Source organism: Paraburkholderia eburnea, assembly GCF_002917095.1.
Lineage (GTDB): Bacteria > Pseudomonadota > Gammaproteobacteria > Burkholderiales > Burkholderiaceae > Paraburkholderia > Paraburkholderia eburnea.
Genome location: NZ_PQGA01000001.1, coordinates 178,516 through 203,114 on the forward strand (window position 1 = coordinate 178,516; position 24,599 = coordinate 203,114).

General features: G+C 65.0%; 22 protein-coding genes. 13 read left to right on the forward strand and 9 right to left on the reverse strand.

The genetic code is table 11. The features are described 5' to 3' along the window. Nucleotides 1-22 precede the first annotated feature (22 nt). The 3 genes from B0G62_RS00860 to B0G62_RS00870 all read left to right on the forward strand — a co-directional run bounded on the left by B0G62_RS00860 (nt 23) and on the right by B0G62_RS00870 (nt 2,684). Nucleotides 23-1,219, forward strand: coding sequence for a sigma-54 interaction domain-containing protein (locus B0G62_RS00860; protein WP_244193067.1), 1,197 nt, complete (start codon nt 23-25; stop codon nt 1,217-1,219). 281 nt (nt 1,220-1,500) lie between these two features. Further along, complete coding sequence (locus tag B0G62_RS00865; protein WP_407671089.1) at nt 1,501-2,139, forward strand: hypothetical protein; 639 nt, start codon at nt 1,501-1,503, stop codon at nt 2,137-2,139. Next, nucleotides 2,136-2,684: a hypothetical protein gene (locus tag B0G62_RS00870; protein WP_103701627.1), complete on the forward strand. Its 549-nt coding sequence runs from the start codon at nt 2,136-2,138 to the stop codon at nt 2,682-2,684. The genes B0G62_RS00865 and B0G62_RS00870 overlap by 4 nt, the downstream gene beginning before the upstream one ends. A gap of 75 nt (nt 2,685-2,759) precedes the next feature. Here the strand turns inward: B0G62_RS00870 and B0G62_RS00875 are convergent, their stop codons facing one another. Together B0G62_RS00875 and B0G62_RS00880 are read right to left on the reverse strand one after the other, a co-directional pair. Continuing rightward, nucleotides 2,760-4,109: an ABC transporter ATP-binding protein gene (locus B0G62_RS00875; RefSeq protein WP_103702848.1), complete on the reverse strand. Its 1,350-nt coding sequence runs from the start codon at nt 4,107-4,109 to the stop codon at nt 2,760-2,762. A gap of 32 nt (nt 4,110-4,141) precedes the next feature. Further along, nucleotides 4,142-5,917 (reverse strand): ABC transporter permease, encoded by a 1,776-nt coding sequence (locus B0G62_RS00880; RefSeq protein WP_103701629.1) that lies wholly within the window; start codon nt 5,915-5,917, stop codon nt 4,142-4,144. A gap of 580 nt (nt 5,918-6,497) precedes the next feature. Here B0G62_RS00880 and B0G62_RS00885 point away from each other — a divergent pair. Continuing rightward, nucleotides 6,498-8,177, forward strand: a complete 1,680-nt coding sequence (locus tag B0G62_RS00885) for a GGDEF domain-containing protein (protein WP_103701631.1) — start codon at nt 6,498-6,500, stop codon at nt 8,175-8,177. A 203-nt stretch (nt 8,178-8,380) separates the two neighbouring features. Continuing rightward, nucleotides 8,381-8,647, forward strand: a complete 267-nt coding sequence (locus B0G62_RS00890; RefSeq protein ID WP_027816578.1) for a double-stranded DNA-specific endonuclease — start codon at nt 8,381-8,383, stop codon at nt 8,645-8,647. Between the two features lie 131 nt (nt 8,648-8,778). Here the strand turns inward: B0G62_RS00890 and B0G62_RS00895 are convergent, their stop codons facing one another. Beyond that, nucleotides 8,779-10,092, reverse strand: coding sequence for an ATP-binding protein (locus B0G62_RS00895; protein WP_103701632.1), 1,314 nt, complete (start codon nt 10,090-10,092; stop codon nt 8,779-8,781). Between the two features lie 7 nt (nt 10,093-10,099). Next, nucleotides 10,100-10,807 (reverse strand): response regulator, encoded by a 708-nt coding sequence (locus B0G62_RS00900; RefSeq protein ID WP_103701633.1) that lies wholly within the window; start codon nt 10,805-10,807, stop codon nt 10,100-10,102. A 235-nt stretch (nt 10,808-11,042) separates the two neighbouring features. On the opposite strand from B0G62_RS00900, the gene B0G62_RS00905 reads away from it, so the two are divergent. After that, nucleotides 11,043-11,597 (forward strand): Spy/CpxP family protein refolding chaperone, encoded by a 555-nt coding sequence (locus B0G62_RS00905; protein ID WP_103701634.1) that lies wholly within the window; start codon nt 11,043-11,045, stop codon nt 11,595-11,597. Nucleotides 11,598-11,739: 142 nt separating this feature from the next. On the opposite strand, the gene B0G62_RS00910 is transcribed toward B0G62_RS00905, so the two are convergent. Then, nucleotides 11,740-12,438 (reverse strand): pirin family protein, encoded by a 699-nt coding sequence (locus tag B0G62_RS00910; protein ID WP_103701636.1) that lies wholly within the window; start codon nt 12,436-12,438, stop codon nt 11,740-11,742. A gap of 497 nt (nt 12,439-12,935) precedes the next feature. On the opposite strand from B0G62_RS00910, the gene B0G62_RS00915 reads away from it, so the two are divergent. From B0G62_RS00915 to B0G62_RS00935, 5 genes are all read left to right on the forward strand, one after another. Then, complete coding sequence (locus B0G62_RS00915; protein ID WP_103701638.1) at nt 12,936-13,712, forward strand: ABC transporter substrate-binding protein; 777 nt, start codon at nt 12,936-12,938, stop codon at nt 13,710-13,712. 290 nt (nt 13,713-14,002) lie between these two features. After that, a complete protein-coding gene (locus B0G62_RS00920) occupies nt 14,003-14,692 on the forward strand; it encodes an ABC transporter permease (RefSeq protein ID WP_103701640.1) in 690 nt (229 codons plus the stop codon). Between the two features lie 41 nt (nt 14,693-14,733). After that, on the forward strand, nt 14,734-15,447 hold the full coding sequence (locus tag B0G62_RS00925; RefSeq protein ID WP_103702852.1) for an ABC transporter permease: 714 nt from the start codon (nt 14,734-14,736) through the stop codon (nt 15,445-15,447). 16 nt (nt 15,448-15,463) lie between these two features. Beyond that, nucleotides 15,464-16,246, forward strand: a complete 783-nt coding sequence (locus B0G62_RS00930) for an ABC transporter ATP-binding protein (protein ID WP_103701642.1) — start codon at nt 15,464-15,466, stop codon at nt 16,244-16,246. A 604-nt stretch (nt 16,247-16,850) separates the two neighbouring features. Further along, on the forward strand, nt 16,851-18,002 hold the full coding sequence (locus B0G62_RS00935; RefSeq protein WP_103701644.1) for a porin: 1,152 nt from the start codon (nt 16,851-16,853) through the stop codon (nt 18,000-18,002). Between the two features lie 190 nt (nt 18,003-18,192). Here the strand turns inward: B0G62_RS00935 and B0G62_RS00940 are convergent, their stop codons facing one another. Both B0G62_RS00940 and B0G62_RS00945 read right to left on the reverse strand, forming a co-directional pair. Beyond that, entirely contained in the window at nt 18,193-18,531 is a 339-nt protein-coding gene (locus tag B0G62_RS00940) for a P-II family nitrogen regulator (protein ID WP_027816588.1), read from the reverse strand. A gap of 117 nt (nt 18,532-18,648) precedes the next feature. Continuing rightward, nucleotides 18,649-20,742: an NAD(+) synthase gene (locus tag B0G62_RS00945; protein ID WP_103701646.1), complete on the reverse strand. Its 2,094-nt coding sequence runs from the start codon at nt 20,740-20,742 to the stop codon at nt 18,649-18,651. Nucleotides 20,743-20,958: 216 nt separating this feature from the next. Between B0G62_RS00945 and B0G62_RS00950 the strand changes: the two genes are divergently transcribed. Beyond that, entirely contained in the window at nt 20,959-22,140 is a 1,182-nt protein-coding gene (locus B0G62_RS00950; RefSeq protein WP_103701647.1) for a GNAT family N-acetyltransferase, read from the forward strand. A 31-nt stretch (nt 22,141-22,171) separates the two neighbouring features. After that, on the forward strand, nt 22,172-22,489 hold the full coding sequence (locus B0G62_RS00955; protein ID WP_103702854.1) for a GIY-YIG nuclease family protein: 318 nt from the start codon (nt 22,172-22,174) through the stop codon (nt 22,487-22,489). A 76-nt stretch (nt 22,490-22,565) separates the two neighbouring features. On the opposite strand, the gene ppa is transcribed toward B0G62_RS00955, so the two are convergent. Further along, the gene (ppa, locus tag B0G62_RS00960; protein WP_103701649.1) at nt 22,566-23,093 is read right to left on the reverse strand and encodes an inorganic diphosphatase; all 528 of its coding nucleotides are present in this window, start codon (nt 23,091-23,093) and stop codon (nt 22,566-22,568) included. A 306-nt stretch (nt 23,094-23,399) separates the two neighbouring features. Next, nucleotides 23,400-24,599 (reverse strand): heme biosynthesis protein HemY, encoded by a 1,200-nt coding sequence (locus B0G62_RS00965; protein WP_103701651.1) that lies wholly within the window; start codon nt 24,597-24,599, stop codon nt 23,400-23,402.

The window sequence follows — 24,599 nt, forward strand, 5'->3', positions numbered from 1 at the left end:
CACTTTGCAGGACGAATTCCCTATGGCGTCAATCGAGCCGGGCTCGCCCGCCGCCGAACGAGATGAACCGCGCGCCACGCGTGACGTACGCGAAGCGCGCCGCAACGAAAAAGGCCGCAAGCCAGCCCATGGATTGGACCCCGAAGCGGGTCATGAAGCAGGCGGCGACCTCGGCCATCAAGCACAAGGACAAGGCGCGCAGCCGCGCGTCCCCGGTCTGCAGTCGTACGGTCTGCTATACGGTTCGTCGACGATCATGCAGGACCTCTATGCGCAGATCGAGCGCGTGTCGGTCACCGAAGCCACCGCGCTGATCGTCGGCGAATCGGGCACCGGCAAGGAGCTGGTGGCGCGCACGATCCACGATCGCAGCGAACGCCGCGACGGTCCCTTCATCGCCGTGAACTGCGGCGCGATCCCCGACGAGCTGATCGAAGCCGAACTTTTCGGTCACGAGAAAGGCAGCTTCACCGGCGCCGTGCAGGCGCGCGACGGCCACTTCGAGCACGCGCGCGGCGGCACGCTGTTCCTCGACGAAGTCACCGAGATGTCGCTGCTGCATCAGGTGAAGCTGCTGCGCGCGCTCGAGACCGGCGAGTATCGCCCGGTCGGCAGCAACGAGACGATCCGCGGCGACGTGCGCATCATCGCGGCGACCAATCGCGACCCCGTGGCGGCTGTGAAGGACAACGCGCTGCGCGAAGACCTGATGTACCGCCTCGCGGTGTTTCCGCTGCGCGCGCCACCGCTGCGCGAGCGCGAGCGCGACCGCGAACTGCTCGCCCAGCTCTTTCTCACCGAACTCAACGACGAAAGCGGCACGCAAAAAGTGTTCAGCAAGCGCGCGCTCGAAACCGTGCGCAACTGGTCGTGGCCCGGCAACGTGCGCGAGTTGAAGAACGCCGTGTACCGCGCGTTCATCCTCGCGGAAAAGCAGGTCGAGATCGCCCATCCGCAACTCGTGCCGAAGGTGAAAAAGCCGGTCACGCAGGGCGATGCGATGAGCGTGTGGATCGGCACGCCGCTCGCCGATGCACAGAAGCAGATCATTCTCGGCACGCTCAAATACTGCGGCGGCGACAAGCGCCTCGCGGCGCGCACGCTGGGCGTGAGCCTGAAGACGCTCTATAACCGGCTCGGCAGCTACGGCGCGGAAGACGGCGAAGCACCGCTCGGCGACGATGGCGAAGACATCGGCGAGGCGCGCGACGCAGGCTAGACGAAAGCCGCTACACGTCACCGAAAAGCGCGGGAGAAAACCGCGCTTGAACGCACAAAAAGGTCGTGCCCGCAACCATGTGATATCAAGCGGCGCACGACCTTTTTCAATTTCTTGCATTTTCCCTATCCCGTTTGCAATTGTCATCCTGCACAATCCGCAGCACGCAATAAGCACCAGGCAAGTAATAAACACGAAATAGCACCCTGTTCTCATTCAAAGGTGCATCAATACGTGCTGGACCGTCGCGATGGGCGATGTCCAGCCGCCAGCGGCAGGGAATGAACATGCAAGAACGACGTGCCTCGGCGTGCAACGCGCCATCGACGGCACCGCGCAGCGCGCCAGCCATTGGCGCCGCGCGGCCCCGAAACCTCGCTACGGCCACCGCCGGCTGGCGACGCAGCGCGTCGCTGGTACTGCTCGCGGCGGCCGCCAGCCTCGCCTGCTCCGCGTGCGGCTCGCTTTACTCCGAAGGCGCGACGACGGGCGCCGGCATCGGCGGCGCGGCGATCGCCTCGAAGATCACCAACAATGCCTCGGTCGCGACCGGCATCGGCCTGGGCGCCGTGGCCGCCGCGAAAGCCGGCGTGCAGTACTCCGAGCGCGTCGTCCATCGCAACACCCAGGACAGCATCGCCAGGGTCGCCGGCCCGCTCGACGTGGGCGGCGTGGCGCCATGGTCGATCGTCCATTCGTTTCCGATCGAAGAAGACGCGCATGGCCGCGTGACCGTGAGCCGCGCGATCAGCACGGGCGCGCTCGACTGCAAGGAGATCGTGTTCTCCGTCGATCAGGACGCGACCAAAGACAAGGCCGCGACGAGCGCGTTCTACGTGGCCTCGGTGTGCCGCGACGGCGAAACCTGGAAGTGGGCGTCCGCCGAACCCGCCACCGACCGCTGGGGCGCGCTGCAATGAGCGGCGCGCAGCGCACACACAAGCGGGCCACCCTCGCCGTGCCCGGCGCGCGCCTGCTCACGCTCGCGGCATTGTGCGCGGGCGTCGCGCTCGGCGTGAGCGGTTGTTCGTCGATCGGCGCGGCCAGCGGTGCGGCGGCGGCGGCCGCGACCGGCATCGTCACGGCCAATCCCGCCATCGGCGTGGGCGTGGGCATCGCCGTGCAGGCGGCCACCGACGAAGCCGTCAACCGCTTCATGAAGAGCATGCACGCGGACCAGCAGGAAATGATCGCCGAGACCGCCGGGCGCCTGCCCGTGGGCGGCATGGACATCTGGCGCATCAAGCACAAGCTGCCGGTCGAGAACGGTCACGGCGAGGTGCGCGTGACGCGCGCGTTCTCGTCGGCGCTCGCGCTGTGCAAGGATTTCGCGTTCTCGGTTCAGGACGGCGACGCGCCCAATTCGCCCGAGCAGTGGTTCACGGCCAGCGCCTGCCGCGACGACAGCGGCTGGAAATGGGCCACCGCCGAACCCGCCGTCGAGCGCTGGGGCACGCTGCAATAAGCGGCTTTTCAGCTTGTTTCCGCAGCAAAAAAAACGGTCGCCGCAGCGACCGTTTTTTTGTTCCAGCGACGAAGCTCAGGATTCCACGTCTTCCAGACTGAAGATTTCCGACTGGTCGTTATAGGAAAAGATTTCGCCGTAACGGCCCCAGTCGATCACGGTGTCGAGCGTCTCTTCGGCGGCGCCGTCCGAGAGGAAGTCTTCGAGTTCCTGCTCGAAGCGCACGCGCGGCGCGCGATGGCCCGGACGCTCGTTGAGCACCTTCTTGATGCGCGCCGCGAGCGGCACATGGCGCAGCAGATGTTCCGCGAACATCATCTTGCGCTCCTGGGTGCCGAACTCCGCGAACACGCGCGCGGGCGGCGTGAGCAGCACATCGCCTTCGCGCACGTCCGCGAAACCGAGGTATTGCAGCACTTCCGCGATCGGGAACAGATCGTCCACTTCCAGATGCAGCGAGCGCGCGATTTCCGGCATGTCGGCGCGGCCGTGATACGGCGCGGCCGCCAGCGTTTCGATCAGACCCGCCATCAGGTTGGTCGACACGCGCGGCAACCAGCTGCCCAGCTCCAGCCCCTTCTTCGTCGATTCGTCGGTCTGACGCGCGGTCATCTTGGCGTAGATGTCGTCCACCAGCTTGCGGAACGCCGGGTCCAGGCGATTGCGCGGGTGCTTGAACGGCACCTTGATTTCGGCGACCACACGGCCAGGATTGGACGACAGCACCAGGATGCGGTCGCACATGAACACCGCTTCCTCGATGTTGTGCGTGACGATCAGAATCGATTTGATCGGCAGGCGCCCTTGCGTCCAGAGATCGAGCAGGTCGGTACGCAGCGTTTCGGCCGTCAGCACGTCGAGCGCCGAGAACGGCTCGTCCATCAGCATCAGGTTCGGATCGACCACGAGCGCGCGCGCAAAGCCCACGCGCTGGCGCATGCCGCCCGAGAGTTCGCGCGGATACGCGTTTTCGAAGCCGTCCAGACCGATCAGGTCGATCGCGGCCAGCGCCCGCTCGCGGCGCGCGCGCGCACCCACGCCTTGCGCTTCGAGACCCGCTTCCACGTTCTGCAGCACGGTGAGCCACGGGAACAGCGCGAAGGTCTGGAACACCATCGCCACGCCTTCGGCCGGGCCGTCGAGCGGCTTGCCGCGCCACGTCACTTCGCCCGCCGTCGGCTCGATCAGCCCGGCGATGATGCGCAGCAGCGTGGACTTGCCGGAGCCTGAACGGCCCAGCAGGCCCACGATCTCGCCTTCGCGCAGCGACAGGTTGGCGTCGTCGAGGACGAGCAGTTCGCCCTGGTTCTTGTTGAAGCCCCGGCACACGTTCTGCACGCGCAGGAGTTCTTCGCCGACGCGCGGCGGATTCGGAGCCGTCTGCACGTCGCCGTGCGGGGTGCTGAGGGTTTTCGGGTTTTGCATCGCCATGCCTTCGAATTATTGAGCAGTTCCGATCAGTCCAGCCGCAGCCGCGACTCGGCGTACGTATAGAGCGGTCGCCAGAGCACGCGGTTGAACAGTGTGACGAACAACGACATCACGGCGATGCCGAGGATGATCTTAGGATAGTCGCCGGCGGCGGTCGTCTGCGCGATGTACGCGCCCAGACCGTGCGCCGCGACCTTGGTGTCGCCCCACTGCACGAACTCGGCGACGATGCTCGCGTTCCACGCGCCGCCCGAGGCCGTGATCGCGCCCGTGATGTAGTACGGGAAGATGCCCGGCAATATCGCCTGACGCCACCACTGCGAGCCGCGGATATGGAAATTCTTCGCCGCCTCGCGGTAGTCGTTCGGGTAGGCGCTCGCGCCCGCGATTACGTTGAACAGGATATACCACTGCGTCCCGAGCACGATCAGCGGCGACAGCCAGATGTCAGGATTGAGGTGAAAGCGCACGATCACGATCACGAACACCGGAAACAGCAGGTTCGCGGGGAACGCGGCGAGAAACTGCGCGAGCGGCTGGATTTTTTCGGCGAGCGCCGGACGCAGGCCGATCAGCACGCCTAGCGGCACCCAGATCACCGACGCGATCGCGATCAGCAAGGTCACGCGCAGCAGCGTGATCAGGCCGAGCACGAGCACATGGCCGACCTCGTCGAGCGTCACGCCCGTGCGAACATACGCGACCACGCGCCACACCACATAGAGCGTCAGCGCGATGACGAACACGGCCCAGATCGCATCGCCGAGCTTCGCGCGCAGACCGCCGCGGCCGGCTTTGGCGGGCGCGGCGCGCTGCACCACCGGGAACGAGGGCATGGCGAACGGCAGACGGAACGGCACACGCGCCGCCTTCGCGAAGAACCAGCCGAGCGGCACCAGCAATTGATGGATCAGGTGCGTGCGGCGAACCAGATCGAGCAGCCACGATTCGGGCGCGTCGCCGGAGCTGGTGTTTTCCATGCGGAACTTGTCGGCCCAGGCGACGAGCGGGCGGAACAGCAACTGGTCGTAGGCCAGGATCACGACGATCATCGCCAGAATCACCCAGCCGACCGCGTGCAGGTTTTTCTCAGTGATGGCCTGCGCCAGATACGCGCCGATGCCCGGCAGCGTGATCGTGTTGTTACCCACCGTAATGGCTTCGGAGGCCACCACGAAGAACCAGCCACCCGACATCGACATCATCATGTTCCAGATGAGGCCCGGCATCGAGAACGGCACTTCGAGCTTCCAGAAGCGCTGCCAGTTGGTCAGGTGAAAGCCCTTCGAGACTTCGTCCAGATCGCGCGGCACGGTGCGCAGCGACTGGTAGAAGCTGAAGGTCATGTTCCAGGCCTGGCTCGTGAAGATCGCGAAGATCGCCGCGAGTTCGGCGCCCAGCACGCGCGAAGGGAACAGCGCGAGGAAGAACGTGACCGTAAAGGAGATGTAGCCCAGCACCGGCACCGACTGAAGAATGTCGAGGATCGGCACCAGCACCTGGGCCGCGCGGCGGCTCTTGGCCGCGAGCGTGCCGTAGACCAGTGTGAAGATCAGCGAGGCCACCATCGCTGCCAGCATCCGCAGCGTGGTGCGCAGGGCGTATTCGGGCAGATTCGTGGGGTCGAGCGAGATCGCCTGGGTCTTGAGCGTCGAGATGGGCGCCATCGTTTCGTGGAAACCGACGGCCGCCATCGCGATCAGGCAGATGATGAGCGGAAACGCGACGAAGTCCCAGCGATTGGGCAGCACACGCCACGCCGAAACGTTGGCCGTGCGATTCAGGTTGAAGCTGAAGTCCATTCAGGCGCCCTCCCCGCATGGCGGGAGATGAACACAACAAGCGGCACGGCGAGCGGCGCAGCGAGCGGCACGGCGCGCGAGGTGTAGCGGGAAACGGCTATCGAAAACGGCTGGACGCATGGACTCAGTATTTCGTTGGCGTGGATTTGCGCCTGGCGGCGCGGGTCGGCCTTGCTCAGGAACGGCACGACACTACACCAACATTCGTGACACATTCAACCTTGCGGCCGATATCCGCGAATCACCGCGAGGGCCCGCCCGGCGGCGCTTTCGGGTTGCCTTCGGGCTGCTTTCGAACGCATTCCGGCGACCTTCCAGCGCCTGTCGCCGTGATGGCGTTGCCGGGTGTTTTCGAGTCTCGCCGGGATGCGCACGGCAGGAGCGCGGCGTGCCGCACACCGCTCGCGCATGTTTTGTGTGGGTATTACGGACGTATGCACACCTTTTGCGCCTTCTCCCCTGTCATTCGAGAGTTAAAATCCCGTCACGGCAGGGCTTGCCGACAGTCCCACCAGGATGCCGCACCACGACGCCGGGTTACCCGCGCGCCCCAACCTCGCACTCACGAACCAGAAGGCCGATGAACAGGAGACTCTTGCGTCAGGCTGTCGGACCCATCGGGGTCGTGGTGGTCGCGCTCGTCTGCTGGCTGGGCGCCGGCTGGCTCGCCGACCGCATGGTGCGCCAGGAACTCGACGCCGCGTTGGCCTCGCAGCGCCAGATGACGCGCTCGGTCGTGGACAACATGGCCGAGGTCATCGCCAGTGATCTGTCGATGTCGCGCGCCATTCCCGCGACCATGGCCGAAACCCAGATCGTTCAGCAGGCGCTGAGTACGGCCGCGCATTATGCCGCCTCGCACGCCTCGACGGAACTGTCGCGGCGCGAGGAGCTGCAGCACGTCCCCGAACTCGTGGGCGTCAACCGCTTCCTGCACGACGCCCAGGGCTTCTCCGGGCTCGACGCCATCTGGCTCGTGAACGCCAACGGCGTCTGCATCGCGTCGAGCAACGCGATGGACAAGATCTCCTACGTGGGCGTGGATATGCGCCCGCGCGCCTACCTCGCCGACACCCTGCTCGGCGCGTTTTCCGAAACCTATGGCGTGGGCACCTCCAGCGGCGAGCCCGGCATCTTCGTGGCCGCGCCCGCCTATGACAACGGGCTGCTGGTGGGGGCCGTGGTCGCCAAGGTCAGCATCGCGCGGCTGCGGCACTGGGTCACGCACCCGGGCACCTTCGTCTCCGACAGCAACGGCGTCATTGTGATGGCGCACGACAGCAGCCTCGAAGGCCTGGCGATGCCGGGCTCGCACGTCGAGGAAATGAACGCCGTCGATCGCGTGAACACCTATCTGCGCGAGCGTTTCAGCGAGATCTCCCTGCAAAGCGCCGCGCGCGCCGCGAGTTCGCAGGCGCCCTGGATGCCCGAGGCCGATGCGCGCGCGCTCGTCGATCTGCCGGGCCGAAACACGCCCGCGCTCTACGAGGAGCGCGGCGGCCTCAATTCGGGGCTGTCGGCGCATCTGGTCGATCCGCTTTCCGCGTGGCCCGAACTGCTCGGCAATCATCGGCGCGACCGGCTGCTGATTTTTCTGACGCTCGCCGGCTCGGCGGCGCTTGCGGCCGTGATTTCGATTTCGTGGGTGCGCGAACGCCGCCTGCACCGCGCGAGCCGCGATCTGACTGGCCAGTTGCAGGCCGCCAACGCGCTGCTGGCCGCCGAGGCGCGCCACGACGCGCTCACCGGCTCGCTCTCGCGGCGCTACTTCCTCGACCTGCTGCGCCATGAGATCGACGCGGCCTATGCGAGCGGCAAACCGCTGTGCATGGCGATCGCGGATCTGGATCACTTCAAGCAGATCAACGACCGCTTCGGCCACCCGGCGGGCGATCGCGCCTTGCAGCATTTCGTCGAAACCTGCCGCGCCGAACTACGCTCGGACGACGCCGTCGGGCGGCTGGGCGGCGAGGAATTCGGCATCCTGCTGCCCGGCACCGCGCTGCCGACCGGGCACGATGTAATCGAACGGCTGCGCCGCGAAGTGAAGGCGAGTCATTGCGCGGGACTGCCCGAAGAGGCGAGCCTCAGCGTGAGCATCGGCATCACCGAACTGGCGCCCTCCCAGGATCAGCCCGAGCGCCTGATGAGCCGCGCCGATCTCGCGCTCTACATGGCCAAGGCGGGCGGGCGCGACCGCTGCGAAGCGATGACCGCCGACGGCGCCGTGCCGCCGCGCACCGCCGCCGAAACGTGGTGACGACCGTAATGAGCGGACAAACGGACGAACGGACAGGAACGGGAAAGCCGCGCGCATGGTGCACTGCAAGGCTCGACCAGGGCTTTGGCCTCCAACGCGGTATCATCGGTTAAACGGGTGCGTGGAAAGTGAAAACGCGCGCGGCGCCAGATGCGGCGCGCGCCCGCTACGCACCGTAGTCACAGCACATTGAGGAGGCATGCATGAAGGGAAATCTGGTCATCGTCTGTCGCGATCAGGATGCTCTCGCGTTCGACCAGTTGATGGTCGAATACGGAGCGTTTCAAACGCGCCTGTCATCGACCGCGTGGTACCTGAAGCTCGAGGCCGCGCCTGAGCTGGTGCAGGAAGAGATTCTTGCCCGCCTCGGCAAGTACACGACGCATTACATCTTCGAGGCGGGCAGCGTGACCTACAACACCGTCGACAACGAAGCCGCCGCTGCGCTCGACACGCTGTTTTCCGTTTGATTTCCAGCCGATTCCGGCCTGAGGCCAGCTTGAACCCGGCTTGATTCTGACTTGATTCTGCGCCCGTCCGATGCGGGCGCGCCCTCCGAACCCCACTCCCCACGATCTTTCCCGTCAGCGCCGCAGGGCGCTCACCAGATCTGCGCCGCCTCGGCGACCGTGCGCTCGACCACTTCGAACGGGAACGTCATACGCACCGCGAGGCCGCCGCTTTCGCCGTTGCCGATGGCGATTTCGCCACCCGCACGCCGCACCAGACGCTCCACGATCGCCAGTCCCAGCCCGCTATGGCCGTTGCCTCCGCGCGCCGGATCGAGCCGCACGAATGGCCGGCTGGCCTGCGTGAGGTCCTGGTCGGCGATGCCCTTGCCGTGATCGCTCACGCATAGCGTGAAGCCGTCCGAGTCGCGCGAAGTTTCGATCACCACGGGCGGCGCACCGTAGGCATGTGCGTTGTCGAGCAGATTCGACACCACGCGGTCAAGCGTCGCCGCGGGCAGGCGGAAATCCGGCCCCGCCTTGAAGCGCCGCTCGATCATCAGCGACTCGCCGCCCACCGTGCGGTAATTGCGCGCGATGCGCTCGCACTGGTCGTCCACTTCGAGCGGCTCGCTGCGGTCCGCGCCGTCGTGCGCGAACACCAGGAATTGATCGACGATATGCGCCATCGAATCGACATCGCGCACCACGCCGTCACGCATCTTCTGCTCGTCCATCATTTCGGCGCGCAGGCGCAGGCGCGCAAGCGGCGTCTTGAGATCGTGCGCGACGCCCGCGAGCATCACGGCGCGGTCTTTATCGGTTTGCTCGACTTCCTTGACCATCTGGTTGAAGCCGCGCGTGAGCTGGCGCAATTCGCGCGGCCCGCGCTCGTCGAGCGGCGGCACCGGTTGACCGCGGCCAAAGCGCGCGACCGCGTGGGCGAGCGCGCGCAGCGGCTTTTGCACCATCCATGCCGCCACCAGCGCGGCCACCAGCGCCGCCGAAAAAATGATGACGAACCACGGCGCGCGATCGATCGGCCGCATGATACGCAGCGGCTGACCCGGCACGACGATCCATTGCGCGTCGGTCGGCCCTTTCACCCAGAGCGTGGGCGGCCGGCCCGGCTGGCCCGCGCGCACCTCGGTGCCCGGCGGCATGCGCTCGCGCATGTCGTCGATAAAGCGGCGCAGCGGCTCGGGATAGTCGTTGCGCAGCGCGGGCACTTCGGGACTGTCGGGCGCGATCACGCGCACACGCGAAGGCAGCGGCTGGTCCGGCTCGCGCTCGACGTGCTGGCGCACGGCGTCGACAAGGAACATGGCCTCTTCGACGGCGTAGCGCGTCTGCAACTGGTCACGCTCAAGACGCATGAGCGCAAACCAGGCGACGTGCGAAAACAGCAGAACGCCGACGAAGAGCAGCGCAAGCCGCCCGAACAGCGAATCAGCCGGCCGGCGCATGGCTACCCTACTCACCGTCCGGCACGAACACATAGCCGCGGCCGCGCACCGTCTGGATGAAGCGCGGCGTGGACGGATCGGATTCGAGAATGCGGCGCAGGCGCCACACCTGAACGTCGATGCCGCGGTCGGTGCCGTCGTATTCGGGACCGTGCAGCAGTTCGAGCAGGCGCTCGCGCGTGAGCGTGCGCATGGGGTGGTTGACGAAAATCTTCAGGAGCGCGAATTCGCTGCCCGACAGCATGATGGGCTTGCCTTCCTGCTGGAGCGTGCGCGACTGGAAATCGAGGGTGAAGCGGCCGAACGAGAACGGCTCGCGCTGCTCGGGCGCGGCCGCCGACGGCACCGTACGGCGCCGGCGCAGCACGGCCTGCACGCGGGCGAGCAGCTCGCGCGGATTGAAGGGCTTGCCGAGATAGTCGTCGGCGCCGAGTTCGAGGCCGACGATGCGGTCCACGTCGTCCGCGCGCGCGGTCAGCATGATGACGGGGATATCGTCGCCCGACGCGCGCAGCTTGCGCAGCGCCGTGAGGCCGTCTACACCCGGCATCATCAGATCGAGCACGATCAGATCGGGGCGCTCGCGCTCGAGGCGGCGCTCGAGCGAGCCCGCGTCGTGCAGCACCGACACTTCCATGCCTTGCCGCGCCAGATAGTCGCGCAACAGATCGCGCAGTTCGACGTCGTCATCGACGACCAGAATTTGAGTAGCCATGGGGCGAAGTTTAACGCGCGCATGAGGGCCGTTTGCTTACACGGACCCGCTTTGGGTTACGAGAAGTTACCGCGAAAGGCCGTCGTAATGTCGCGTAATGACAGCGGCCCAAGCCGTAACACGCGGGGCACGATCGGTCTATACGCTAGGGGCACCGGTTGCGGACGCCCGCATCTTTTGTGAAGCGCCGTGCCATACCGGACCAAACCTTCAAGGATTTGTCAGGAGCATCACCATGTACAAGACCCCTTCGCGCCTTCTCGCAATCGCCGCGGCCTCGCTCGCGCTCACTTTCGGCGCTACTGCCGTCCAGGCCCAGACGCCGCCCCCGGGCGGCCCCGGCATGATGCATGGCCCGCACGGCGGCCCGCACATGCACGGCGACTTCATGATGGGCATCAAAAAGCTGCACGACAAGCTGAATCTGAACGCCGCGCAGGAAAAGCAGTGGCAAGCCGCCGTCGACACCATGAAGCAGAACGGCCAGGCCATGCGCAAGAACCACGAACAGCTCAAGCAGCAGTTCGATGCGCAGAAGAACCAGCCGATTCTCGATCTGAACGCGATGCACAACACGCATCAGCAGATCGACCAGCAGGACGCGCAACTGCGCGAGCAGACCGCGCAGGCGTGGCTCGCGTTCTACAACGGCCTGAACGATCAGCAGAAGACCACCGTGAGCACGGCGCTCAAGGAGCACTTCGCGAAGATGGAACAGCGCCACGAGAAGATGCGCCAGCGCTGGGAACAGCACCGCAAGGGCGCGGCGTCGGCTCCGGCTGGGCAATAAACGTTTGATTTAGCGCCTTTTAGCGCCTTCTAGCGCCTGATTGGCGGGTGTCTCGCCCGCCTGAAGAAAAAACGCCGCGGGATGCGAATCCCGCGGCGTTTTTTGTGTGCGCGACGGCTTATGCCACCGCTTATGTCACCGCCTATGCCACATCAAAGAGCAGCACCTCGGCCTGATCGCCGTGCGCGAGCGTGACCGCCGCCTCGGCCTCGATCATCGCCGCGTCGCCCGCATTCAGGCGCTGGCCGTTCACTTCCAGCGCACCGCGCGCGACGTGCACATAGGCGCGACGCCCCGTCGCCAGCGCATAATCCGCGCGCTCGTCGCCGTCGATCAGCGCCGCGTGGATCGATGCATCGGCCTGCACCGTCACCGAACCGTCGCGCCCGTCCGGCGATGCAATCAGGCGCAGGCGGCCGCGCTTGTCGGCGTCGTCGAAGCGCTTTTCCTCGTAGCCCGGCGCCCCGCCGCGCGCGGACGGCAGCAGCCAGATCTGCAGCAGATGCGCTTCTTCGTCCGGCGAGGCGTTGAATTCGCTGTGCATCACGCCCGTACCCGCGCTCATGCGCTGCACGTCGCCGGGGCGAATGGTCGAGCCGTTGCCCATGCTGTCGCGATGCGCGAGCGCACCGGAGAGCACGTAGGTGACGATCTCCATATCGCGGTGGCCGTGCGCGCCGAAGCCCTTGCCGCCCGCGATGCGGTCGTCGTTGAGCACGCGCAGCGCGCCATAGTGGACGTGTTGATCGTCGAAATAGTCCGCGAACGAGAAGCTGTGAAACGAGTCGAGCCAGCCGTGGTTGGCGTGGCCGCGTTCGTCGGAGCGTCGGATGGCAAGCATGGGTTTTCTCCGGTCAGTCGTGTCGATGTCTGAAGATAGGGGCGAAGGGCGGCCAGCACAATCCGCAGCGGCGCACCGGATCGTTTCGCCAGCAACATCAATGGGCGCCGCCGTGGCGCGATTAGCTGCGTTTTGAGTCTCTCTCTGTCAGACCCAAGCCACAGGCAAGCTGCAACGGGCCGCGCGGGCGTGCGCTTCGGGTAAAATACCGCCCTTTTCGGCCGGCGCCACCGTCCGCGCCTTCGCACGGCCGGACTTCGAGGCGGTAAAAAGGCGCTCCCAAGGGAGCACCTGCGCGCCACGCGTCCGACCCGCATTTTTGATCGCCTAGAATGGCGGCGCCCGGTCATGAGCCGGCCCGCAGGCGAGCGGCCCGCGCCGCGCTGGCGTCCACGCCGGCGTCGGCGCTTGCATCGGCCTTTACCTCGGCCTTTGCGTCGATAGTCGGCACCTTCGCGACACCCCGCGAATCGCCGCGCCCGTGTATCAGGAGAAAGATGAAGAAGTTCGCAGTGTGCGTCGCGCTCGCCCTCGTTGCAGGAAGCGCCGCGGCCAAGGATTGGAAAACCGTGCGTATCGGCGTCGATGCGAGCTATCCGCCGTTCGAGTCCAAGGCCGCCAACGGCCAGATCGTCGGTTTCGACGTCGATCTGACCAAGGCGCTCTGCGCGCGCATGGACGTGAAGTGCGTCTGGGTCGAGAACGACCTCGACGGTATCATTCCGGCGCTCAAGGCGCGCAAGTTCGACGCGATCATTTCGTCGCTGACGATCACGCCGCAGCGCCGCCAGCAGATCGACTACTCCGACAAGATGTTCGACGCGCCCGCGCGCATGATCGCGCGCACCGGCTCGCCGCTGCTGCCGACGCCCGCGTCGCTCAAGGGCAAGAACGTAGGCGTCGAGCAGGGCTCGACCCAGGAAGCCTACGCCAAGGTCCATTGGGCGTCGAAGGGCGTGAACGTGGTCTCGTATGCGAACCAGGACCAGGTCTATCAGGATCTGATGTCGGGGCGTCTGGACGCCACGCTGCAGGATGAAGTGCAGGCGGACTACGGTTTCCTGAAGACGCCGCGCGGCAAGGGTTTCGGCTGGGCCGGCCCGGAAGTCGAAGACCTTGCGACGATCGGTGACGGCACCGCCATCGGCCTGCGCAAGGACGACGCCGACCTGAAGGCGAAGTTCAACGTGGCGCTCGCGTCGCTGCACAAGGACGGCACCTTCGACAAGATCGCGAAGCAGTACTTCGACTTCGATATCTACAAAGGTAAATAATCCGGCGGCCCGCGCGCCCGGGGCCTGCCCCGATAGACCGCGCGGAGCCTTCGTATACAGTGGCAGCCTCGCAGTGGCAGCCTCGCAGTGACAACCATGCAGTGGCAACCATGCAGTGCCGGCCAGGGGGTCTCGCGGCCTCGGGGTCCCGGACAGAACAACGCACCAACGGGAACGCGGCCAGCCAGCCCGGCCGCGCATGAACGGCAATTGAACCGCGGCAGCGACTGCCGCGCCTTTCGCGGGACACGCCCCACGCTAGTCGAGGGCGCCCCGTCAGGGACTCACCTATGTTTCTTCAAGGCTACGGCCCGCTGATCTTCGCCGGCACCTGGCAGACCGTCAAGCTAGCCGTCCTCTCGCTCGTGCTGTCCTTCGTGCTGGGCCTGCTGGGCGCGGCGGCGAAGCTGTCGAAAAACCGCGTCGTCAGCGGCGCGGGCACGGCGTACACCACGATCATTCGCGGCGTGCCCGATCTCGTGCTGATGCTGCTGCTGTTCTACAGCCTGCAGATCTGGCTGAACATGGTCACCGACCACTTCGGCATGGACCAGATCGACATCGACCCGTTCCTCGCCGGCGTGATCGTGCTGGGCTTCATCTACGGCGCGTACTTCACCGAGACCTTTCGCGGCGCGTTCCTGTCGGTGCCGCGCGGCCAGCTTGAGGCGGGCCACGCCTACGGCATGACGAACTGGCAGGTCTTCACGCGCGTGATGTTCCCGCAGATGATGCGCTTCGCGCTGCCCGGCATCGGCAACAACTGGCAGGTGCTGGTGAAATCGACGGCCCTCGTCTCGATCATCGGTCTGGCCGATGTCGTGAAGGCCAGCCAGGACGCCGGCAAGGGCACGCTGCGGTTCTTCTTCTTCACGTTGCTCGCGGGCGCGATCTATCTCGTCATCACGACCGTTTCGAACTTCGTGCTCATGTATCTCGACAAGCGCTACTCCACCGGCGTGCGCAAAGCGGATCTCTGAAGCGACTCAGGCACAGGACAAGGCCAACGACAATGCAAGACCTGATCCAGCTGATCCAGCAATACTGGCGCAACTATCTCTACACCGACGGCTATCACTTCACCGGCGTCGCCATCACGGCGTGGCTGCTGGTGATTTCGATCGGCCTGGGCTTCTGCCTGTCGGTGCCGCTCGCCGTGGCGCGCGTCTCGAAGAAGAAGTGGCTGTCGGGCCTCGTGTGGCTCTACACGTACATCTTCCGCGGCACGCCGCTCTACGTGCAGTTGCTGCTCTGCTACACGGGCCTCTACAGCCTCGACATCATCCGCAATCACGAGCTGACGAGCGCGTTCTTCCGCAGCGGCATGAACTGCACGCTGCTCGCCTTCACGCTCAACACCTGCGCGTACACGACCGAGATCTTCGCGGGCGCCATCAAGGCCACGCCCTATGGCGAGATCGAAGCGGCGCGCGCCTACGGCATGTCGCCGTTCACGCTGTATCGCCGGGTGATCCTGCCGTCGGCGCTGCGCCGCGCGCTGCCCTACTACAGCAACGAAGTCATCCTGATGCTGCACGCGACCACCGTGGCGTTCACGGCGACCGTGCCCGACATCCTGAAGATCGCACGCGACGTCAATTCGGCCACCTATCAGTCGTTTGGCGCCTTCGGCATTGCCGCCGTGCTGTACCTGATCATTTCTTTCACGCTCGTGTGGCTGTTCCGCCAGGCCGAGCGCCGCTGGCTCGCATACCTGCGACCGCAAGGCAAGTGAGCCATCGAGGTCCTAGATGAATTCCCAGAAGCAAAAACTTTTCGTCGACTCCATCCATAAGCAGTACGGCGACCATGAAGTCCTCAAGGGCGTCTCGCTCAAGGCGAACGCCGGCGATGTGATCAGCGTGATTGGCTCGTCGGGTTCGGGCAAGAGCACGATGCTGCGCTGCATTAACTTCCTTGAGCAGCCGAATTCCGGCCGCATCTTCGTCGACGGCGAGGAAGTGCGCACCAAGGCCGACAAGCGCACGGGCGCGCTGCAGGTGGCCGACGTCAAGCAGTTGCAGCGCGTGCGCACCAAGCTCGCGATGGTATTCCAGCACTTCAACCTGTGGTCGCACATGACGGTGCTCGAAAACGTGATCGAAGCGCCGGTGCACGTGCTTGGCCTGTCGCGCAAGGAAGCCGAGGACCGCGCCCGCGTCTATCTGGAGAAGGTCGGTCTCGCGCCGCGCGTGGAGAAGCAGTATCCCTCGCACCTGTCGGGCGGCCAGCAGCAGCGCGTGGCGATCGCCCGCGCGCTCACCATGAACCCCGACGTGATGCTGTTCGACGAGCCGACTTCCGCGCTCGACCCCGAACTCGTGGGCGAAGTGCTCAAGGTCATGCAGAAGCTCGCCGAGGAAGGCCGCACGATGATCGTCGTCACCCACGAAATGGGTTTCGCGCGCAACGTGTCGAACCACGTGATGTTCCTGCATCAGGGCCGCGTGGAAGAGGAAGGCGTGCCCGCCGAGGTGTTCGCCAACCCCAGCAGCGAGCGTCTGCGCCAGTTCCTTTCAGGCAGTCTCAAGTGATTGACCGATGAACGACTACACGATGTAGTCGACTACATCCGCCCACTTGCAATGTAGTAAAAGTAGTATTTCAAGGCGCTTTCAGCGCCTTTTCTTTTTCCATTCAAATCGTCGTTCGCACGGCCGGTTTTTGGGTAAAAATCGCACTTTTTGCATTACTCCTGCCGGTTTCGTCCGTCAATAGTGGCAATCCTGAAGAAGTCCCGGCGAAATCCATGTGTGCCTTGTCCTACAAGGATTTAGGCATACTTTTCAGATCGTCTTGACCACCATCCAGGAAGCGCATATTGCAATTTGACGACACCCCGCCAACCGAGCGCGATTTCGTTCGCCAGCGCCGACCTTTTTTGCTAAATTAGTAACCAAAGTAGCAAAACAAAGTTCATTAAAAGTAGTTTCACTTCAAATAAGAACGGGAGATGCCAGTCAACCAGGGGATCTGCAAGACGACTCGAACAGGTTGTCCTGCTCGCATCGTTCCGTAATGCCGATTCCTCGGGTCACACTCCCTTTACGCGACTATTTCTGTCCGCAGCACCCCGAAGGCGCGCGGACGTCTTTCGCAGTACTAAGGTTGACTCTTTGACAGGGTATGGAGGAGAAGATGAAGAAAGCATTGCTCGCCGCAGCACTGATGTCTGCTGGCGTCCTCGCGCATGCACAAAGCAGCGTGACGCTCTACGGCCGCCTTGACGCGGGTATCGCGTACATGAACGGCGTTGGCACTGGCGGCGGCACGGGCGCCGCCACCAGCGGCAAGAGCCAGGTTCAGCTCGAAAGCGGCTACTGGGGCACGAGCCTCTGGGGTATGAAGGGCGTTGAAGACCTCGGCGGCGGCAACAAGGCACTCTTCCAGTTGGAAGGCAGCTTCAGCACCGCAACGGGTTCGCTCGGCGCGCCTGGCTCGCTCTTCAATCGTTGGGCAACGGTCGGTATGTCGAACGACCAGTTCGGTACCCTGCTGCTGGGCCGCGAACTGTTCATCTCGAACGGCATTTGGGACTTTGACCCGTTCGGTCAATCGAACTGGTCGTCGGCGTCGCTCGTGCGTGGCCGCAACTGGCCGCAGTCGAGCAACAACATTTCGTACCAGTCGCCGAAGTGGAACGGCTTTGACGTGTACGGCCAGTACTCGTTCTCGAATGCAACGAGCTGGAACGGTAACGGCTCGACCACGCAAGGCCGTGAAGACGGTCTGCAACTGACCTACACGAACTCGCTGTTCCAGGTTCGCGGCCTGTACGACGAAATCCGCAACTCGGGCAACGGTACGCTCGGCGGCGCCTACGATCCGACCGGCGTGAACTCGGCCAACACGGGACAAGGCGTGTTCGCCTTCTCGCGTGAATACATGGCGATGGTCAACGTGTTCCTCGGCCCGTTCAAGGTCCAGGGTGGTTATGAAGCCGTCCGCTCGGCAGGCATGACGGGTCAACTGGTCGGCCAGCCGACCACGCTCGATCACGAATGGGGCGGTGTGACGTGGCAAGCCACGCCGGCAGCCGCGCTGATCGCAGCGGTCTACCACGTCAACGCGAACAACGGCGGCGGCAACGCCACGATGTACACGGTCGGCGGTTCGTACAACCTGTCCAAGCGCACGCTGCTCGACATCCAGGCAGCCACGGTGCAGAACAGCAAGTCGGCCAACTTCGGTCTGAACGCCAACAACTACGGCACGTCGGCAGCTACCGGCAACCCGCTGATCGGCCACAGCCAGACCGGCGTGTACGCAGGCATCCAGCACTCGTTCTAAGCGTTTGAGAGACTTCAACGCTTAAAAACGAGTGTAGACAGAACAGCTACATCGAAGTTTTCACGCTGCTGCGAGAGGCGCGTATCGGTGCGGTGTCCGAAAGGGTATCGCACCGTTTTTTATTGTGGGGACGGGCCGCGCGAGCGGCGCCGTCCCCTTCTTTCTTCTATGGTCCGGAACGACGCGCGGCTTAGACCGCGGCTTCGTTTTCTTCGCCGGTACGGATGCGGATCACGCGTTCGACGTCGGTGACGAAAATCTTGCCGTCGCCGATCTTGCCCGTGCGCGCCGCGCCGATGATCGCATCGATCACCTGGTCGCTCTGGTCGTTGGCGACCACCACTTCGATCTTCACCTTCGGCAGGAAATCCACCACGTATTCGGCGCCACGGTACAGCTCCGTGTGGCCCTTCTGGCGGCCGAAGCCCTTGACTTCGGTGACGGTCAGGCCCGTGAGGCCCACTTCGGCGAGCGCCTCGCGCACTTCGTCGAGCTTGAACGGTTTGATGACGGCGGTAATGCGTTTCATGGCGAGCCTCGTCTGGATCGTGTTATCTGGGTTAATCGCTGGGTCAATCGGTTAGATCGTTACAGCGGCATCTGTCGTGCAAATCTGTCTTGCGATTCTACGCTGCGCGCCCGCCGCTCAAGCCTTGGGCTCGTGCGTCGGCACGCGATCGAGATCCGCGAGCCACACCGCGCTCTCTGAATCGCTCGGCGCGCGCCAGTCGCCGCGCGGCGAAAGCGAGCCGCCCGAGCCGACCTTCGGCGCATTGGGAATGCAGGTGCGCTTGAACTGGCTGGTACGGAAAAAACGGTCCAGGAAAATACGCAGATTGCGCTTGATGGCCGCGAGGTCGTACGCGTTGCGCGCGACCCTGGCGTTCTCGGGCCACGCGCCCGTTTCCCGATCGCCCCACGCATGGCGCGCCAGGAAGGCGACCTTGGTGGGCGCAAAACCGAAGCGCAGCGTGTAGTAAAGGTTGAAGTCCTGCAGCTCGTACGGCCCGATCGTGCTCTCGGTCTTCTGCTCGGGCACGCCGTCGGTCTTGCCGGGAATCAGTTCCGGGCTGATGTCGGTGGCGAGAATCGCTTCGAGCACGTCCGCCCCGCTCTCGCCGTTCTGGCCGATCTGACCGGTTTCCGCGACCCAGCGTACGAGGTGCGTGATGAGCGTCTTCGGCACGCTGGCGTTCACGTTGTAGTGCGACATGTGATCGCCCACGCCGTAAGTGCACCAGCCGAGCGCGAGTTCGGACAGATCGCCCGTGCCGATCACGATCGCATGATTGAAGTTGGCGAGGCGGAACAGGTGATTCGTGCGCTCGCCGGCCTGCACGTTTTCGAAGGTGATGTCGTAGCTTTCCTTGCCCTCGGAATACGGATGGCCGAGATCTTCGAGCATCTGCATGCAGCTCTGGCGGATATCGATTTCGCGCGCCGTGCAGCCGACCAGGTTCATCAGCTCACGCGCCTGGCGCAGCGTGCGTTCGCTGGTCGCGAAGCCCGGCATCGTGTAAGCGAGGATGTTGGCGCGCGGCAGGCCGAGCCGGTCCATCGCCTTCGCGCAAACCAGCAGCGCGTGCGTCGAATCGAGCCCGCCCGACACGCCGATCACCACCTTCTTGATGCTCGCCTGCGACAGACGCTGCACGAGCGCCTGCACCTGAATGTTGTAGACCTCGTTGCAGCGCTCGTCGCGGCGCTTCGGGTCCGCCGGCACATACGGGAAGCGTTCGACGCGGCGCGCGAGCGCAAGCGTCTCGCGCGTCCATGCGCCCGGGTCTTGCCCCTGCGCCGCCAGCTCGCAGCGGATCACGCGGAACTTCGCGACTTCGTCGGCAAAGCGGCGGATCGAATCGCCGAACGTGGTCTGGCGGATGCGTTCCTGCTGCAGCCGTTCGAGATCGACGTCGGCGAAGATCAGATGCGAGTCGTCAAGGAAGCGTTCGGACTGCGCAAGCACTTCGCCGTTCTCGCAGACCAGCGCCTGACCGTCCCAGGCCATGTCGGTGGTCGATTCGCCCTGACCCGCCGACGTGTAGAGATACGCCGCCAGACAGCGCGCCGACTGTTGCGACACCAGTTGCTGCCGATACCCCGCCTTGCCGACCACCACGTTCGACGCCGAGAGATTCACCAGCACCGAAGCGCCCGCGAGCGCCGCGAACGACGACGGCGGAATCGGCACCCAGACGTCCTCGCAGATCTCGACGTGAAAGCGCAGCCCCGGAATCTGCGCCGCGTCGAACAGCAGCGACGCGCCGAACGGCACCTCCGCGCCCGCGATGCGCACGGTGTCCGTGCTCACGCTGTCGGCGGCGCTGAACTGGCGCGGCTCGTAGAACTCGCCGTAATTCGGCAGGAAGCTCTTCGGCACGATGCCCGCGACGCGGCCGCCCGAGACCACCGCCGCGCAGTTGAAGAGCGCATGCCCCACGCGAACCGGCAGACCCACGATCATCACGAGCGGCAATTGCGCCGAAGCCTCGACGATCTGCGCGAGCGCCTCTTCGCAGGCATCGAGCAGCGCCTGCTGATGAAAGAGATCGTCGCAGCTATAGGCGGACAGACCGAGTTCCGGGAACGCGACCAGCGCCGCGCCGTTGGCCGCGGCTTCGCGCGCGAGCGCGAGCGTCTGTGCGGCGTTGAAGGCCGGATCGGCCACGCGGCAGCGCGGCACGCCCACGGCCACGCGCGCGAAACCGTGCGAATAGAGATTGAAGAAACGCTCTTTCATTTCGATAACCGATAAGCGATAGCCAGAGGACGTGGCGGCACGATGGCGCGGGCCTCACCCCGCCTTCACCCCGCCTTCACCCGTTTGGGTCGTTTGCTTTACCATGACCGCTTGCCGCAGCGCCGCGACGTGTGATGCCGCTTCAAACCACGCGCGGCGCGCGATCCGCAAGACCAGGCCACCTCGGGCCAAATCAGGCAAGCACGGGCACACCAGTTGGACAAGGAACATTTCGATTATCGCACGGGCATTATCGGCTCACCGTCCGGGCTCGACGCCGCCGAATGGAACGCCCTGCTCGCGCGCCAGGCGCAGCCGACGCCGTTTCTGCGCCACGAATTCCTCGCGGCGCTCGACGCCACGCGGTGCGCCACGCCCGACGCGGGCTGGGCGCCGCAGTTCGTGACGCTCACGGATTCGCGCACAGGGCGCCTCGCGGCCGCCGCGCCGGTCTATCTCAAGGGCCACTCGTACGGCGAATACGTGTTCGACTGGGCCTGGGCCGATGCCTACAAGCGCAACGGCCTGGAGTACTACCCGAAGCTGCTGTGCGCGGTGCCGTTCACGCCGGTCCAGGGCACGCGCCTGATCGCCGCCGATCAAACCGCGCGCCGCCATCTGGCCGCCACGCTGCTCGCGTTCGCGGAGCAGACCGATGTGTCCTCGCTGCACGTGCTGTTTCCGACTGAGGAAGACGCGTCGGCGCTCACCGATCTGGGCATGATGCAGCGCGAGGGCGTGCAGTTTCACTGGCTCAACGACGGCTACCGCGACTTCGAGGACTTCCTGTCCACACTAGAACAAAAGAAGCGCAAGAACATCCGCGCCGAGCGCCGCAAGGTGCGCGACGCCGGCGTGACGCTCAAGCGCATTCGCGGCGAGGATATCCGCGACGAAGACTGGCGCTTTTTTAGCCGCTGCTATCGGCAGACTTACCGCGAACACTTTTCGTCGCCGTATCTGAATCTCGACTTCTTCCGCATGATCGGCGCGAGCATGCCGGAGAACCTGCTGCTCGTGATCGCCGAATACGACGGCAAGCCAATCGCCAGCTCGCTCGTGGTCTATCAACGCGACGCCGATGGAACCGGCGGCACGCTCTACGGCCGCTACTGGGGCGCGCTCGAACACGTGCCCTGCCTGCACTTCGAGACCGCGTACTATCAGCCGCTGGAATTCTGCATCGAGGAAAAACTCGCCGTGTTCGAAGGCGGCGCGCAGGGCGAACACAAGATGGCGCGCGGCTTCATGCCGACGGTTACGCGCTCGGCGCACTGGCTCGCGCATCCGGCCTTCTCGGACGCGGTCGCGCGCTTTCTGGAGAGCGAGACCAACCAGATCCACGCGTATGTGCACGAACTCAACGAGCACAATCCCTTCCGTGGCGAGCAGGGTTGAAGCGGTGGCTAAAGCGGAAATCAAAGCGCGCGTGCCGTGGTTCCTCTATCTGCTCGAATGCGCCGACGGCAGCGTGTACACGGGCATCGCCATCGACGTAGAGGCGCGCTTCGCGCAGCACGCGAGCGGCACGGGCGCGCGCTACACGCGCGCGCGCAAGCCGGTGCAGGTGCTGGCGCAATTCGAACTCGCCGATCGCGCGAGCGCCTCGCGGGCCGAATACTGGGTCAAGCGCCTGCGCCCGGCTGAAAAACGCGCGCTCGCGGCGGGCGTGTTTGCGCTGGAATCGGTGCTGCCCGCGCCGCCTGAATCCAGCGGGCCAGAAGAAAGCGCGGCCCCCGAAGCCTGAACCGTACGCGCATGAAAAAACCGCACGGCCTCGCGGCGCGTGCGGTTTTTTGTCAGCGCAAACTCGCGGCGAAGGCTTACTTCTTCGCGTTCGCGACGCCTTCCGTGATTTCCTTGTGAGCGGCTTCGATGCCGGCCCAGCCTTCGACCTTGACCCACTTGCCCTTTTCGAGCGCCTTGTATTGCTCGAAGAAGTGCTTGATCTGGTCCTTCAGGTACTCGGGCACGTCGTCCAGCGACTTGATGTTGGCCGTCATCGGGCAGACCTTGTCGTGCGGCACGGCGATCAGCTTGGCGTCAACGCCCGACTCGTCGGTCATCTGCAGCATGCCGAGCGCGCGCGAACGCACGACCGAGCCTGCCAGCAGCGGGAACGGCGTGATCACGAGCACGTCGACGGGGTCGCCGTCGCCCGACAGCGTGTGCGGAATGAAACCGTAGTTGACCGGGTAGCGCATGCCGGTGCCGACGAAACGGTCGACGACGAGCACGCCCATTTCCTTGTCGGCTTCGTACTTGACCGGGTCGCTTTGCGCCGGAATCTCGATGATGACGTTGAAGTCTTGCGGCAGATCCTTGCCGGCGGGCACGTTTGCGAAGCTCATGAGCGCTCTCTGTTGAAAAGGGAAAAAAGCGACGGTTGCACGGCACAGCGGCGCGCGCGAGGCAGGCCACGCACGGCGCGCCGGCGCGAAACCGGACGTTGGAGATTGTCGGCCATTATAGCCAATCGGCCAGGGCGATCCCTAGTGGGGCCGTAGAGGGGCCGTAGAGGGGCCGGAGAATACGCGAGGCGTGGATTCAGCGTTTCCGGATCTGCTCGCGGCGTGCATGATCGTGACCGGCCTGCCCCAAAAGAAAATGGCCGCTTATCAGCGGCCATCTTTCTCATTGCGCAACGAGCGCCTGCATCAAACGACGTTCATCGCCAGCGCGCTTTCGCGATAGTGCGTCGCCGCCTTGCCGGCATCGCCCAGTTCCTCGTGCAGGCGCGCGAGCGCGCGGTGCGAGCGGATCTTGAGCGGCTCGTTGTGGACCGCGTTGGCCGACTTGAGCGCCGCTTCGAGGAACGACTGCGCCTTGCCCCAGAGTTGCTGCTTCAGGCACAGGCGGCCCAGCGCGAACAGCAGGTCGCCGTCCTCGGGACGCTCCTTGCGCCACGCTTCGGCTTTCTGGATCAGCGGCAGCGCATCGTTACCCGCCGTGTCCGGGTAACGGCGCAGCAAACGCGCGTCCCAGTTCTGCGCGAGCGCTTCCTCGACGATCTTGCGCGCGTCGTTCTGACGCTCCAGCGCGATCAGCAGTTCGGCGGCGCAGTCGGCCAGGCGCGGCGAATGACGCTCGACGGGCGTGAGCGCGTGCCAGAGTTCGAGCAGCGCGTCGGCGTTGTGACGGCGATCGCGCAGCAGGTTTTCCGCCGCCAGCTGGCGCAGGCGCACCGCCACGGCCGGATGCAGCGCCTCGCGCTTTTCCAGCGTCTTCACGAGCTTGAGCACTTCGCTCCAGTTCTTGAGCTGCTGCTGCGCGCGCAGCGCGATCTGCTGCGCGTGAATGCGGCGCCCGCCCTGGGTGCGCATTTCGGTGAGCGCGGCGAGCGCGCCGTCCGCGTCGCGGCCATCGGCGCGCATGTCGGCGGTGGCCATCAGGCGCGCTTCCTGGAGTTCGGGGTCTTCGACCTTGGCGAGCCATTCGTCGCGGCGCGCGTACTCGTGCAGACGGTGCGCGGCGTTCGCGGCGATCAGGCCGGCCGCGCCCTTGTTGTTCTCGTCGGCGAGCGAGTCGCGCGCGGCTTTTTCAGCGCGCGAGAAACGGCCCGCATAGAGATTGCCGACCGCGTCGCGCAGCGCCGAATTCGCCTTTTCCTTGCGGGCGCGCGCACGATACGCGGCCACGCGGCGCGGCATCGTCACGATATTGCGCACGAAGCGCAGGATCGCGTAGAGCAGCAGAAACGCCACGACGACGCCGACCACGAACAGGTTCAGCGAAACATCGACGCGATACGGCGGATAGACGAGCAGCACCTGCCCCGCGTCGAAGCGCCCCACGGTTGCGAGCGCAACGGCCACCGCGAAGAGGAGCGCGAGCCAGAGAAGTCCACGGATCGCCAT

What these genes read in the sequence shown, in the direction of transcription:
- B0G62_RS00860 (WP_244193067.1), top strand. Translation starts at nt 23, where the DNA reads ATGGCGTCAATCGAGCCGGGCTCGCCCGCCGCCGAACGAGATGAACCG.
- B0G62_RS00865 (WP_407671089.1), top strand. Translation starts at nt 1,501, where the DNA reads ATGAACATGCAAGAACGACGTGCCTCGGCGTGCAACGCGCCATCGACG.
- B0G62_RS00870 (WP_103701627.1), top strand. Translation starts at nt 2,136, where the DNA reads ATGAGCGGCGCGCAGCGCACACACAAGCGGGCCACCCTCGCCGTGCCC.
- B0G62_RS00875 (WP_103702848.1), bottom strand. Translation starts at nt 4,109, where the DNA reads ATGCAAAACCCGAAAACCCTCAGCACCCCGCACGGCGACGTGCAGACG.
- B0G62_RS00880 (WP_103701629.1), bottom strand. Translation starts at nt 5,917, where the DNA reads ATGGACTTCAGCTTCAACCTGAATCGCACGGCCAACGTTTCGGCGTGG.
- B0G62_RS00885 (WP_103701631.1), top strand. Translation starts at nt 6,498, where the DNA reads ATGAACAGGAGACTCTTGCGTCAGGCTGTCGGACCCATCGGGGTCGTG.
- B0G62_RS00890 (WP_027816578.1), top strand. Translation starts at nt 8,381, where the DNA reads ATGAAGGGAAATCTGGTCATCGTCTGTCGCGATCAGGATGCTCTCGCG.
- B0G62_RS00895 (WP_103701632.1), bottom strand. Translation starts at nt 10,092, where the DNA reads ATGCGCCGGCCGGCTGATTCGCTGTTCGGGCGGCTTGCGCTGCTCTTC.
- B0G62_RS00900 (WP_103701633.1), bottom strand. Translation starts at nt 10,807, where the DNA reads ATGGCTACTCAAATTCTGGTCGTCGATGACGACGTCGAACTGCGCGAT.
- B0G62_RS00905 (WP_103701634.1), top strand. Translation starts at nt 11,043, where the DNA reads ATGTACAAGACCCCTTCGCGCCTTCTCGCAATCGCCGCGGCCTCGCTC.
- B0G62_RS00910 (WP_103701636.1), bottom strand. Translation starts at nt 12,438, where the DNA reads ATGCTTGCCATCCGACGCTCCGACGAACGCGGCCACGCCAACCACGGC.
- B0G62_RS00915 (WP_103701638.1), top strand. Translation starts at nt 12,936, where the DNA reads ATGAAGAAGTTCGCAGTGTGCGTCGCGCTCGCCCTCGTTGCAGGAAGC.
- B0G62_RS00920 (WP_103701640.1), top strand. Translation starts at nt 14,003, where the DNA reads ATGTTTCTTCAAGGCTACGGCCCGCTGATCTTCGCCGGCACCTGGCAG.
- B0G62_RS00930 (WP_103701642.1), top strand. Translation starts at nt 15,464, where the DNA reads ATGAATTCCCAGAAGCAAAAACTTTTCGTCGACTCCATCCATAAGCAG.
- B0G62_RS00935 (WP_103701644.1), top strand. Translation starts at nt 16,851, where the DNA reads ATGAAGAAAGCATTGCTCGCCGCAGCACTGATGTCTGCTGGCGTCCTC.
- B0G62_RS00940 (WP_027816588.1), bottom strand. Translation starts at nt 18,531, where the DNA reads ATGAAACGCATTACCGCCGTCATCAAACCGTTCAAGCTCGACGAAGTG.
- B0G62_RS00945 (WP_103701646.1), bottom strand. Translation starts at nt 20,742, where the DNA reads ATGAAAGAGCGTTTCTTCAATCTCTATTCGCACGGTTTCGCGCGCGTG.
- ppa (WP_103701649.1), bottom strand. Translation starts at nt 23,093, where the DNA reads ATGAGCTTCGCAAACGTGCCCGCCGGCAAGGATCTGCCGCAAGACTTC.
- B0G62_RS00965 (WP_103701651.1), bottom strand. Translation starts at nt 24,599, where the DNA reads ATGGCGATCCGTGGACTTCTCTGGCTCGCGCTCCTCTTCGCGGTGGCC.